This is a genomic window from Flavobacterium sp., from assembly GCF_044361015.1.
Taxonomy (GTDB): domain Bacteria; phylum Bacteroidota; class Bacteroidia; order Flavobacteriales; family Flavobacteriaceae; genus Flavobacterium.
This window is the reverse complement of the sequence record NZ_JBIKJL010000059.1, coordinates 1-12544: the sequence shown is the minus strand read 5'-3', so window position 1 is coordinate 12544 and position 12544 is coordinate 1. Positions and strand designations below refer to the sequence as shown.

Annotated in this window: 10 protein-coding genes; 2 read left to right on the top strand and 8 right to left on the bottom strand. The window is 35.2% G+C overall.

Annotation, left to right across the window (positions count from 1 at the left end):
- Window positions 1-359 precede the first annotated feature (359 nt).
- The 7 genes from ACIQ2Z_RS11285 to ACIQ2Z_RS11255 all read right to left on the bottom strand — a co-directional run bounded on the left by ACIQ2Z_RS11285 (window position 360) and on the right by ACIQ2Z_RS11255 (window position 10639).
- Window positions 360-1208: a DUF4249 domain-containing protein gene (locus ACIQ2Z_RS11285; protein WP_396184254.1), complete on the bottom strand. Its 849-nt coding sequence runs from the start codon at window positions 1206-1208 to the stop codon at window positions 360-362.
- 11 nt (window positions 1209-1219) lie between these two features.
- Window positions 1220-3643: a carboxypeptidase-like regulatory domain-containing protein gene (locus ACIQ2Z_RS11280; protein WP_396184253.1), complete on the bottom strand. Its 2424-nt coding sequence runs from the start codon at window positions 3641-3643 to the stop codon at window positions 1220-1222.
- A 66-nt stretch (window positions 3644-3709) separates the two neighbouring features.
- A complete protein-coding gene (locus tag ACIQ2Z_RS11275) occupies window positions 3710-4279 on the bottom strand; it encodes a Crp/Fnr family transcriptional regulator (RefSeq protein ID WP_396184252.1) in 570 nt (189 codons plus the stop codon).
- 169 nt (window positions 4280-4448) lie between these two features.
- Window positions 4449-6176, bottom strand: coding sequence for an SBBP repeat-containing protein (locus ACIQ2Z_RS11270; RefSeq protein WP_396184251.1), 1728 nt, complete (start codon window positions 6174-6176; stop codon window positions 4449-4451).
- A 138-nt stretch (window positions 6177-6314) separates the two neighbouring features.
- Window positions 6315-8030 (bottom strand): SBBP repeat-containing protein, encoded by a 1716-nt coding sequence (locus ACIQ2Z_RS11265; protein ID WP_396184249.1) that lies wholly within the window; start codon window positions 8028-8030, stop codon window positions 6315-6317.
- A gap of 143 nt (window positions 8031-8173) precedes the next feature.
- Window positions 8174-9781, bottom strand: a complete 1608-nt coding sequence (locus ACIQ2Z_RS11260) for a tetratricopeptide repeat protein (protein ID WP_396184247.1) — start codon at window positions 9779-9781, stop codon at window positions 8174-8176.
- A gap of 375 nt (window positions 9782-10156) precedes the next feature.
- Window positions 10157-10639, bottom strand: coding sequence for a hypothetical protein (locus ACIQ2Z_RS11255; RefSeq protein ID WP_396184246.1), 483 nt, complete (start codon window positions 10637-10639; stop codon window positions 10157-10159).
- Window positions 10640-10811: 172 nt separating this feature from the next.
- On the opposite strand from ACIQ2Z_RS11255, the gene ACIQ2Z_RS11250 reads away from it, so the two are divergent.
- Together ACIQ2Z_RS11250 and ACIQ2Z_RS11245 are read left to right on the top strand one after the other, a co-directional pair.
- Window positions 10812-11021, top strand: a complete 210-nt coding sequence (locus ACIQ2Z_RS11250) for a hypothetical protein (RefSeq protein ID WP_396184245.1) — start codon at window positions 10812-10814, stop codon at window positions 11019-11021.
- Window positions 11014-11190: a hypothetical protein gene (locus ACIQ2Z_RS11245; protein WP_396184242.1), complete on the top strand. Its 177-nt coding sequence runs from the start codon at window positions 11014-11016 to the stop codon at window positions 11188-11190. Before ACIQ2Z_RS11250 ends, ACIQ2Z_RS11245 begins: the two co-directional genes overlap by 8 nt.
- Window positions 11191-11459: 269 nt before the next feature.
- Here the strand turns inward: ACIQ2Z_RS11245 and ACIQ2Z_RS11240 are convergent, their stop codons facing one another.
- The gene (locus ACIQ2Z_RS11240; RefSeq protein WP_396184241.1) at window positions 11460-12446 is read right to left on the bottom strand and encodes an alpha/beta hydrolase family esterase; all 987 of its coding nucleotides are present in this window, start codon (window positions 12444-12446) and stop codon (window positions 11460-11462) included.
- Window positions 12447-12544 lie beyond the last annotated feature (98 nt).

Here is a 12544-nt window from a genome sequence, read left to right as displayed (position 1 = left end):
GGCGGACAAAAAGTTGTTGCCAACTTTTCCAACAAGCCGTTGGAACGGATAACCTTACTCGAAAAAAAACCAACATATAACCCTTATTCAAAGTTGTTGAAAACTTTATGATGCTTTACATAGGAACCCGTGTTACCTGCTGGTGTTTCTGTCGTGTTAATAGTCATTTGTGTATTTGTATTTCTGTATAACAATCATTCTACCCGTCTTATCTAATACTCCCACAAGATTGTTAAATGAATACTTGCTGTTCAATTCTTAATTTTGTTAAATGATTGAATTTTAAAGTCAGGAAGTGGTGATTTTGACTAGTATAAAAATGGCAAATGCAAGTGAATATAGTTTTTAATTTTATAAGATTATATCTTTTTTGTTTTGATTGATATACTGCACGCACCAAAATAGCCCAAGGCGTTTTTATCTGGTTTATTTAAATTCACAATATTACCTTTTATATTTCCTGGTGGCACATCGCCAGAAACTGGGGACGATGCCGTTAAATTAAAAATGGAATAGTAATAGTTATACATTTGTTCAGAGATATTCAGTTGATGTAATCTTGCTATGTCGCCAGTAACCACAGGAAAATTATCAAAAGGCAAATAATTTAATAAAGGTTGTCCGTTGAAAAAGTCATCTTTTTGTATGGCTCTATAAATATTTCCTGGTGAAGGATTTATCATTAATTGCTCGTTTATAAACAATTGCCATAAATAGAAGTTTCTTTCATTCAAAGGATCAGTTGTGTTTACTGTGATAAAATTTCCTTCTGGACTGCCTAATGCTGAGGGAAAGTAATTTACCGTAAGACTATCTATAGCAGCACCTCCTGCTTTCAGAGTTTCATAAGCATTGTACTCATCTCCTTCATAGCTTATGATTAACTTATAAGTCTTGTTGGTTGCTGCAATAAAACTACTCCTGTAAACCCCATTTCCGATATGATTATAAGTATAGTTATTTGTTCCATCATTTACCATTACGATTGCATTTGTTACTGGCAGTGGATTAGTATTGCCTGTATAATTAGCGGAAAGACTGAGCTTTAATTCTTGCTGATTGATAACAGTATCAATACCCCATAGAATATTCCCTTCTACTACTAGTTTGGGACTTGTATTTTTCAAATCTAAATTTATTTCTTTTTCGCAAGAAGTAAAAAGAGTAGCTGTTGCTACCAAAAGACAGATTGTTTTTATTAATTTCATGTTTTTATTATTTAAAATTTAAACTCGTAACTAATGCTTGGTACTAAACCAAAATAGGTAAGCTTATATGCCTTGTTATTTCCTGTTCCTAATCCAGTTTCACTATTGTTATTTGTCAAGGTTTCTTTGAAGGTAATATTTGCGGCATTTTGGCGGTTATACACATTGTAAATACCAAATATCCATTGACTTTTCCACCGTTTTGTTTGTTTACCTTTTAACGTTGCTGCAATATCTAATCTGTGATAATTGGGCAATCGATGGGCATTACGTTCGCTGTATTCAGGTATAGAAAGTCCGTTAAATGTGTATTTTGATTCAGGATAAGTAGCTGGTCTGCCAGTTTGGAATATGAAATTGGCTGAAAAAGACCATCTCTCAGATATCTGATAATTTCCAGTAACTGCAATGTTATGTGGCTTATCGTAATTTGTGACATAATATGCTCCATTATTAATCCCTTTCCCACCATCGATACCTGGTGTTCTGCGTTCGGCTTTTGACAATGTATAGCTTATCCATCCTGTAAATCTTCCTTCACTTTTCTTTACCATAAATTCCAAACCATACGAACGTGCATTACCATTTAGTAGAATTGTTTCTGGTGAATTGTTTAAAATAGGTGAAGCACCATCAATAAAGTCAAATTGGTTTTGCATCCATTTGTAGTATGCTTCTACACTAAATTCAAATATATTATCCTTAAAATTTCGGAAATAGCCCGTAGCAATTTGGTCTGCCACTTGGGGTTTAATAAATGATGAACTTGGTGTATAGATATCCAATGGTGTTGGAGAAGTTGCAGTAGAAAGCAAATGAATATACTGGTACATTCGGTTATAACCCAATTTAATACTCGACACCTCATTTACTTGATAATTCAAACTGAGGCGTGGTTCAAAGCCAAATGAATTGTTTAAGAGTTCATTTTTTCTATAATTCTTGTAGGATGAAATGGTTCCTTTCTCATAATTATTGATGACTGGATTATAAACAACCGGTTTCCCATTCTCGTATACTGGAATGGAGTCGTTTGCCATTTGAGCGAATTGAGATATTCTTAATCCGTACATTATTGTAAGTCTGTTAGAAATCCGGTAATCGTCCTGCAGGTATGCATAATTCTCTACAGCCCTTTTTCCCTTATAATTGGTTGGATTAATTGTAGAATTTGCACCAAATGGTTTAATATTTCCCGGATTGAATTGATACAAAATGGAACCTATACCAAACTTTATTTTGTGTTTTTCTCCTGCATAATAGTCAAAATCAGCTTTGAAGTTTACATTTGAAAGTGAAGAGTTCCATTGAAAACTATTACCCGGATAAAAAGTAATTGCATAATCGTAGTTAGAATAAATGGCACTCACATTCATAAATAGTTTTGGACTAAACAAATGATTCCATCGAAGAGTACTTGTTATATTACCCCAAGAATTACCAAAACCATTAGGCACATCTATTTTATCCCTTCCAAAGTACCCTGAAAGAAATATTCTGTCTTTGGACGATAAACGGTAGTTGCTTCTGAAATTCAAGTCATAGAAGTAAAGTTTATTACGATTTATTGTTGTGTCGGATGAAAGCGGCAAAAAAACATCTGCATAAGACCTTCTGGCAGAAAGTAGAAAAGACCCATTTGCACCATCTTCGTGCACTTTGCCAATTGGTGCTTCTAGAGTTAGCCTACTTGATAGAAGCCCTATACCACCTGTTGCGGTAAATTTCTTATTGTTTCCTTCTCTCATCCTTATGTCTAATACGGAGGAAAGTCTACCACCATATTTTGAAGGTATTCCGCCCTTATATATGGTAGCATCTTTGAGTGCATCAGCATTAAAAACAGAGAAAAAGCCAAATAGATGAGACGGATTGTAAACAATAGCTTCATCCAATAAAATCAAATTCTGGTCTGCAGATCCTCCTCTTACATTAAAACCTCCCGAACCTTCATTGGGAGCAGAAACACCTGGTAGCAACTGAATAGACTTGATTACATCTGCTTCACCAAGCACCATAGGGATTTGTTTGATATCCTTTGCAGATATTTTCTCCACAGACATATCAGTACTAATTATTTTTTGGTCTTTCTTTGTAGAAGAAACTATTACCTCTTTCAAGGATGTCATTTTCTCTTTTAATGAAATATCTAAGGTTACGTTTGAAGCTACATCAATTGTCAGACTTTTTTGTTCATAACCTATGTAGTTTACTAATAGAGTTACTTTCCCTTTATTTACAGTAATTGAATAATAGCCATAGGCATTTGAAGAAGATCCAATAGACGTATTCTCAATTTGTACTGCTGCCCCAATTAGGAACTCATTTGTTAAACTGTCTTTTAAATAACCTGATAGGGTGTATTTCTGAGCATTTGCAGCGAATGCCACAGAAATAGTTGCTATAATTAGCCAGCATTTTAATTTGATTACCATAAATTTGATTTATGGCAACAAAATTGATGCTGATTAAAATGAAAAACATTGACAAATGATAAAAAATCACTTTTGGGCTTTTACTCGGCTCAAACTTTCTTGAGTAATGCCCAAATAGCTTGCTACAATTTTATTCGATAATCTTTGAATAATGGCAGGATTAGTTTGCAACAAGAAGTCGTATCGCTGTTTGGCAGACATCTTTAAAAAACTCTCCAAGCGCCAATGATTAGTAATATAGGCAACTTCCAGTTGCTTATTGTATAAATCTTTACCTAGTGTTGTTTCTTCTATTATTTTTTTAAAGTCGTTGTATGATATTTGAAGAAGTTCTGCTTGTTCAGTTGCTTCTATAAATTCATTGGTAGGGGTCTGCGAAATGAAAGAGTGTATAGTAGTAATAAACTGGTTTTCAAGAGCAATATATCTTGTTGCTTCTTGTCCATCGTCATCAATAAAGTATGCCCGAACTGAACCCTTGCTAACGAAATATGTATATCGACAAATATCTCCTTTTGAAATTAGGGTTTCGTTTTTTTTGACGGTTTTTTCTTTAAATGCAGATACAAGTTGTTCTATTTCGGTAGTTGTTGTCCGAAAATTGTTAGCGAAATATGTCTTTAATTTTTCTGTCATTTTGGATGCTATGATTTCGTTCTACACTAGCAGGTAACGGTTTCGGGCTTGGCGAAGGTGGCGATTTTCACCACAAATGTTGATGCGGAGAACCAAACTTTGATTAACCACAAATCTGTCTGCGGAGCACTGAAACGCCACTTTTGCCAAATCCGTGTTAAGGGCTGGCTTATTCCTTGATTACTTTAAATGTCTGTTTCACGTTTTCTCCTACATTGAATAAATAAATACCTGCCGCTAAATTCCCTAAATCCACGCTAGTGTTTTCAGCATTTATTGTTCCTGATAAAACTACTTTACCTGTGTTGTCATAAATAGTGAAAACAGTGCCAATAAGTTTGGCATCAGCTTTTACATTGACTAAACTTTGGGCAGGGTTAGGGTAAACTGTAAATGATTTTTCATTTACAGTTTCATTAATACCCAAACTGATGCCATTAAACTTTACCAAAAAAGCATCATTGTAAGAGCTGCCAACACCCCCATCAACAGTTTGATGCGCTCCTGCTGTTGCTATACCCGAATTAGATTGTGTATGTCCCGTTATATAAATATTGCCTGAGGCATCGGTAGCACATGAACTTGCTATATCTATATCTCCTCCACCGTAATAAGTGCCCGATTGCCTTACTCCGTTTAAATCAAACTGTACTAAATAGACGTCACTAGGGCCAGATATAACAATTTTAACTGCCCCTGCTGTGGCTATACCAGTGCTAGATTGAGTCCACCCCGTCATGTAAATATTGCCAAAGGCATCGATAGTGCAGGAATTTCCTGAATCACCTAAACTGCCCCCATAATAAGTTCCCCATTGCCTAAAACCGTTTGAATCAAACTTTACTAAGAAAGCGTCATTGTATCCACCACCATAAGCACTTTGATGGGACCCTGGTGTAGCTATGCCCGATGCAGCCATTTGTTGCTGTGCCTGTCCAGTCATATAAACATTTCCCGATGCATCGGTAGTGCATGAAAATCCATCATCAGGTCCGACACCACCGTAATAAGTACCCCATTGCCTTACGCCACTTGAATTAAACTTTACTAAAAAGGCGTCAGTATACCCCGCATTGGCAGTTTGATGCGCTCCTGCTGTTGCTATCCCTGAACTAGAAAATGTTGCCCCCGTCATGTAAATATTGCCTAAGGCATCGATAGTGCAGGAATTTCCATCGTCCGCAGAGATACCTCCAAAATAAGTACCCCATTGCTTTACTCCGCTTGAGTTAAACTTTACTAAAAAGGCATCACCACTTCCCGACAGCATAGTTTGATGTGCCCCCGCTGTGGCTATACCTAAAGTTAAATCTGTACCTCCAACTATGTAAATATTGCCTGAAGCATCGGTAGTGCAGTGCTTTCCGTTGCCTCCAAAATAAGTTCCCCATTGTCTTACGCCACTTGAATTAAACTTTACTAAAAAGCCATTATTAACTGCAGTTTCATGCGCTCCTGCCGTGGCTATACCTGAGGTGGAACTTGTAATTCCAATCATGAAAACATTGCCTGAAGCGTCAGTAGCGCAAGAGAATCCAAAATCATTTCCGCTCCCTCCGTAATAAGTAGCCCATTGCCTTACTCCACTTGAGTTAAACTTTACTAAATAGGCATCAAAACTGCCCGATCCATTGCTGGTGGGGCCACCAGCATGAAGAGATTGATGTGCTCCTGAAGTGGCTAATAAATTTGACCCAGCAGCTGAACTTGTGTACCCGACCATGTAAACATTGCCTGAGGCATCGGTAATGCAGGATTTAGCTAGATCTTCTCCGAACGGCCATACTTCTTGGGTGGCTGTGTAATATGTACCCCAACCTAGCTGATTTTGAGCCATGCTAATTGTTGCAAATCCGAAGATTGCAATTGCTGTCATTAGTAAATTTATCTTTTTCATTTTTTGTTTGTTTTTAATTGTTTAACCATTGAGCAATTTTTCTTCAAGCTTGCCCATAACGGTTTGCGTGCAGGCGATCGTAACCCTGCGTTGCGCCTGCGGCAGGGTTATGGCGCTTGAACGCTGTTAAGGGCTGGCTTATTCCTTTATCACTTTAAATGTCTGTTTCACATTTTCTCCTACACTGAACAAATAAATACCTACCGATAAATTTCCCAACTCAACGCTTGTGTTTTCAGCATTTATTGTTCCTGATAAAACTACTTTACCTGTGTTGTCATAAATAGTGTAAAAAGTGCCAATAAGTTTGGCATCAGCTTTTACATTGACTAAACTTTGTGCAGGGTTAGGGTAAATTGAAAATAATTTATCATTTATAGTTTCATTAATACCCAAACTTATGCCATTAAATTTTAAAAGGAAAGCATCGTTGTAACCACTATTTCCATTAGCGGTTTGATGCGCTCCTGCTGTAGCTATGCCCGAATTAGATTGTGTATATCCCGTAATGTAAACATTGCCTGAAGCATCGTTAGTGCAGACATTTTTGATACCACCGCAATAGGTGCCGCTTTGTCTTACTCCGCTTGAGTTAAAACTAACTAAAAAGGCGTCATTAACTGTAGTTTGATGTGCTCCTGCTGTGGCTATGCCCGAACTAGATTGTGTATTACCCGACATGTAAACATTACCTGATGCATCGGTAGCGCATGAAAATGAAACATCTAATAAGCTACCACCATAATATGTTCCCCATTGCCTTAGACCGTTAGAATCAAATTTCACTAAGAATCCGTCACTATAACCACCACCATAAGCACTTTGATGCGCTCCTATTGTGGTCATGCCCGATGATGCAGGCAAGAATTCTTGTTGTGTATCACCAGCTAAATATATATTGCCAGACGCATCGGTTACGCACGAATATCCTATATCTACTCCTGGGCCGCCATAATATGTAGCCCATTGCCTAACTCCACTTGAATTAAACTTTACTAAAAAAGCATCAGTAGAACTTCCGCCATAAATAGTTTGATGAGCGCCTGCCGTGGCAATACCGGAAGTGGAGGGCGTATGCCCCGTCATATAAACATTCCCCAAAGTATCGGTCGCGCAGGATAATCCCTTTTCCATTCCGGAAGCAAGAGTATAAGAACCTCCAAAATAAGTACCCCATTGTTTTACTCCGCTTGAATTAAACTTTACTAAAAAAGCGTCACCACTGCCCGACATCACAGTTTGATGCGCCCCTGCTGTGGCTATACCTGAAGTGGAATTTGTTAATCCAACTATGTATATATTGCCGGAAGCATCTGTAGTGCAGGCATTACCATTACCTTCGAAATAAGTACCCCATTGCCTTACACCGTTTGAATTAAACTTTACTAAAAAGCCATCATTAACTGTAGTTTCATGCGCTCCTGCCGTTGCTATTCCTGAAGTGGAACTTGTAGATCCAATCATGTAAACATTCCCAGAAGCATCAATAGCGCAAGATATTCCCATATCATCTTGGCTCCCTCCGTAATATGTAGCCCATTGTCTTACTCCACTTGAATTAAACTTTACTAAAAACGCATCATAACCTCCTGTACCAAATACGATGGGACCACCTGCATATACAGTTTGGTGCGCTCCTGCTGTGGCTATATCTGAATTTGAACTTGTGAATCCAACCATGTAAACATTGCCTGCGGCATCGGTAATACAAGAACTCCCTCTATCTTCTCCGTTCGGCCATACTTGTCCTGTACCTGTGTAATAAGTACCCCAAGCTCGAACATTTTGAGCCATAGTAATTGTTGCAAATCCGAAGATTGCAATTGCTGTAAAAAGTATTTTTTTCTTCTTCATGTTTTTTATTTTATGATTGTTAGCGCAAATCTCAGTACTAATAGTTCAAAACATTTCACGCTTAATAGTGAAAACATCTCCAGCCTAATAGTGAAAACGAGTTTTTTAGCTAAGATATTTTAAAAAAAAACAGTAAAGAGCTATTAATTTGAAGCCTTAATTGCTGCCATTATCAAAGATATTTTTTTGTATTTGGATTCTTTAATATCAAAATACACATACATTCTTCGTAATGATGAACCAATTCCATCTACGCTCATGAATGCTTTTTCTGCAATTTCCTTGTTGGTAATATCAGGTTCTTTGAGTAAAATGTTAAGTACGTTCCAATCAGTTTCGTTTAATGATTTGTCGATGGATTTCTCAATTTTTTCTCTTACTAATTGAAATTCATTTGAGTTTAGAACAAGTTTTTGCCCATCATTACTTTTAAGTTTTTCAATTTCTTGAAATAATTCGTCTCTTTTTTTTCTATTCTTTTTGATGTTTCTATTGAAGTAAAATAGGATGCCCATTATTAAAATAATTGACCCAAGTATAATCCCGTATGTTTTTTGTTGGTGTTTTAATTCTGCCTCTGCTTTCTCTTTTTGTATTTTTTGTTCATTTTCTAGAAGTATATCATCAAATTCAATTTTTACAACTTCTCTAATGAGTGTAAGTTTATTTCTTTCTAATTGAACACTATCTTTATAAATACTGTATTGCTGATACATTTCTAAAGATTTTTTTGGATTGTTATCTGCTTGATAAATCTTATATAATAAATCATATAGATTTAATTTTAATTCATTGTCAGAATTTTTATCTAACCCAGCCAATATAGATTCCCCCATTTTTAAAGCCGCTTTAATATTCCCTTTTTTTAATTCTAATTCCGCAGAAATAATTTGACCCTCAGTTATGAAACTTGACACGTTAAGTTCGTTGCTAATGGTGATCATTTTTTTAGCATACTTACTGGCTTCCTCTATCTCATTTAACGCCAAGTGAATTTTTGCTAAGGGCGCATAACATGAAACTAAAAAAAACTTATCACTAGTAACCTCTATTATTTTTAATGCTTTTTCATAATATATTTTAGATTCCTTATACTTTTTTAGTTCATAGTTTGCCCAGCCAATATTTATGTAGATCACTGCTTTTTTTCTTTGAGGAACATCAATATTTTTAATGGTTGAAAGTGCCTTTTGATAATATTCTAATGCTAAATCGTAATTCTGTATATAAAGGTATACGCTTCCTATGTTAGTTAACATATTCGATTCTCCTTTTTTCTCTTTTAAATTTTTATAGATTTTAAATGACTTATAAAAATATTGAAGTGCTTGTTTATAGTCTTTTTTGTTTGCATAAACATTACCTATATTACCTGTAATATCTGCTTTTAAGGTAGGATTATTTAGTTTTATCGCTAATTTTTCTGCCACTTTATAGTAGCGCATAGATGTATCTAATTCGCCTTTTAGTCTATAAATACCACCTCTGCCATTAGCAACATTGTAGAGCTCTTTAGTATTATTTTTTTCTTTTGCAAGTTGGTAGTAGTACTCTAATGCTTTGAGAGCAACGTCTGGTTGCGCCTGATTATTTAAAATATAATAGTCAGCTAATGCCTTGAACCTTAAAGAATCTGAATTTTTAGTGTTTTCCCAAACTGATTTTAAATCAACAGAATTGTTTTGTGCAACAATATTTGTTGTTGAAAAAATGAAAAGAAAAACGATTTTAAGAATACTATTTTTAGTCATAAATTTATTTCAATACTGTTATAATTTTTGCATGTTTATTAAATTATTGATTTTTTGCGGTTTAACCATTAGTCAATTTCGGTTCAAGCTTGCCCTTAACTTGTATCTACTCGCTATAAAATAGCGCTTATACACCCCTATTAGGGTAGATTGAAGCAACTCTAAAGCATTTCTCATTCAAACATACTATTTTTTAAATGAAGTACAAAAGTTGCTAATAACGTTGGTAATTTTGATAGTGATTAAATCTTGAATTTATTAAAGAATTGATTTGTTGTACTTATGTTGTACTAATTAAATTTATTTTATAAAAATACTAATAAAATCAATGCTTAACAAAATGTAGTTGTTCTAAACTGCTGTTAGTGGCAGTTTTTATTTTATTTCTTTTAAAGTTACATTTCCATTCTCTTTTTTGTCAATAATTATGGCAAAGTTTGGTCTTGATGTCCAAGATTGTTTTTGCCCAACTACAGATTTATAATTTAATGTAATCTCATTTTTAGTGTTTTTTAATAAACTTATCGGACTAACATTTGTTGACAAGTCTGTTTCGGGTAAAATAACCGCAATTACATATTGTTTTGAAAAGTCTATTTCTGTCGGTTTGCCATCTTTTCCCATTTTTGTTGCCATACCAAAAATTTCATTAAATTTTTCAGCCGTTTCAATTTTTGGATTGTCCAATTTTGTTACGGTGTTATTTACAAAATAATTTTTCGCTACAGTGAAAGCAATGTTAGTCGCTTGAGTCTTGCCTTGACCTTGTGATGCTGTTGAGCCATTTTTTTGAAGAACGTTACACGAAGTTAATAATACCCCTGTGATAATTACGAATGTTACTGTTTTAATTGTCATTTTTTTTATTTTAAAATGCCTACTTTTTATAAGGTGTTCGGCTTGTCCTTTTTGTTTATTATGCGTTCTGCCAAAATTGCCACTAACGTCAGACTGTGAAAAAACCTCACAATCTGTTCAACAAATATACCGAAAAACTTGTAAGATAAACAGAAAATTTGTATTTTTAAACATGCAACACATTCAAGGAATTTCCCGCAATCAGCTACAAGTATCCAGTTTGGAGGACACTATTTCGGCTGACAATCCAGTTCGATTTATTGATGCTTTTGTTGGCACTATCGATTTAGAAAAGCTAGGATTTACCCCAAGAGTTTTAAAAGCTCAAGGACGCCCAAGTTTTGACACGCAAGTGTTTTTAAAAATCTATTTATATGGGTAATCTCAATGGTATTCGTAGTTCAAGAAAATTAGAAAGAGAATGCTTTCGCAACATCGAAGTGCAATGGCTTTTAGAAGCCATTTGCATACGATTTTCATTTTTTGATCAACGAGGACCGCCTGCGTGGTCTATTGGCGATAGCCAAAATTCAAGTTCCTATAAAAACTAATTTAAGGGTAAGGCTATCTATGCCTCAAAGTGCAGGAAAACAAGATAAAAAACCAAGGAGAACTACAAAAAAATAAAGAGGAAATTATATCCTCTTCTAAATCTTTATAAAGTCATATCGAAATCCCCATAGTGGACGGTCAGTAATCGGTGAGCCTGTCCTGAGTTTATCGAAGGGTTCAACAGGAATTTCATTACTTCGTCCGTTCGCCGTTGGCTCGGGTGTTGGCTTTCCAAGCCTAACGAAACTCTAGCTATTGTGTGCTGTTTTTATTGAATTCCTTTAAAAAAGTTCCAAACTTCTTCCGCATATTCTATATCTCTATTTTGAACTCCACTTGCAGGTGAAGAATTGGTATAAACTGTCTTACTTGGCACAGCGTGACCAGCGTTATTTAGAACAAAATAAATCAATGGTTTTGCACCACTGTAAATTCTTTTTTCTACGTTGCCTGCATCTGTTGTGTTCACATTAAAAGTTGATATGGTTGGATTAATATTTTGTAAATCATTTCTTTGTAACCAATAATTTAAGGTTGCAGTTTGAGATATTACTTTTCCACGATTACAATTACCACCAATATCTGCTACACAACCGCCAATTGCAGGCATTGCAGGGTCGCTTGTTCCGTGAGTTATCAAGATTGGCAACGGCAGATTAGAGCCATTTGTACAAAGTCCACTTTCAGGAAACTCCGGTAAATTCCCACTTGAAACGGCTACCGCTTTAATAGTTTCAGGAAATTGAAAAGCATAAGAATAGGTCATTAAAGCACCATTACTTGTCCCTGTTAAAAACATTTTGTTTGAATTAATATTTAACTCTGAGATTAATTTTGAATTTAACTGTTTCAAAAAGGTAATATCGTCACCTTGACTTCCTGATATATCATCACTTCTACAATCATTCCATCCAGGATTCCCTTGAATGTCGAGTGAACCTTCTGGATAGACTACTAAAAACTTTTCATTGTCTGCAATTGTCCGAAAAACGGATAGTGGGTGAGCACCTATTTCTGAAACTCCAATACCAAGTCCACCACCACCGTGCAAAACTGTTACAACAGCATTTACAGTTGTCATTCCTGTTGGTCTATAAACTAAATATTTCCGTGTTATATTGTTTACCGTTATGTAATTCGTTGTCAAACCTTCTTGGTAAGGTATAACATTAGGATTTGAAGGATTTGGATTGTCGTCATCTTTGTTACAACCAAGGGTAAAAATCACGACAAATAATAAAAATATTCTAATCATATTTTATTTAATTATTATAGTTATACCTTGTTAGATATTATTTTCATTGAAAGGTTTAATCTCGGTACGTTTTTTTTTAAAATAGCACACAACGGTTT

Bases quoted from the DNA above. Each gene is read 5' to 3' on its own strand.
- ACIQ2Z_RS11255 (WP_396184246.1), bottom strand. From the start codon at position 10,639: ATGACAATTAAAACAGTAACATTCGTAATTATCACAGGGGTATTATTA.
- ACIQ2Z_RS11265 (WP_396184249.1), bottom strand. From the start codon at position 8,030: ATGAAGAAGAAAAAAATACTTTTTACAGCAATTGCAATCTTCGGATTT.
- ACIQ2Z_RS11275 (WP_396184252.1), bottom strand. From the start codon at position 4,279: ATGACAGAAAAATTAAAGACATATTTCGCTAACAATTTTCGGACAACA.
- ACIQ2Z_RS11260 (WP_396184247.1), bottom strand. From the start codon at position 9,781: ATGACTAAAAATAGTATTCTTAAAATCGTTTTTCTTTTCATTTTTTCA.
- ACIQ2Z_RS11250 (WP_396184245.1), top strand. From the start codon at position 10,812: ATGCAACACATTCAAGGAATTTCCCGCAATCAGCTACAAGTATCCAGT.
- ACIQ2Z_RS11245 (WP_396184242.1), top strand. From the start codon at position 11,014: ATGGGTAATCTCAATGGTATTCGTAGTTCAAGAAAATTAGAAAGAGAA.
- ACIQ2Z_RS11280 (WP_396184253.1), bottom strand. From the start codon at position 3,643: ATGGTAATCAAATTAAAATGCTGGCTAATTATAGCAACTATTTCTGTG.
- ACIQ2Z_RS11240 (WP_396184241.1), bottom strand. From the start codon at position 12,446: ATGATTAGAATATTTTTATTATTTGTCGTGATTTTTACCCTTGGTTGT.
- ACIQ2Z_RS11285 (WP_396184254.1), bottom strand. From the start codon at position 1,208: ATGAAATTAATAAAAACAATCTGTCTTTTGGTAGCAACAGCTACTCTT.
- ACIQ2Z_RS11270 (WP_396184251.1), bottom strand. From the start codon at position 6,176: ATGAAAAAGATAAATTTACTAATGACAGCAATTGCAATCTTCGGATTT.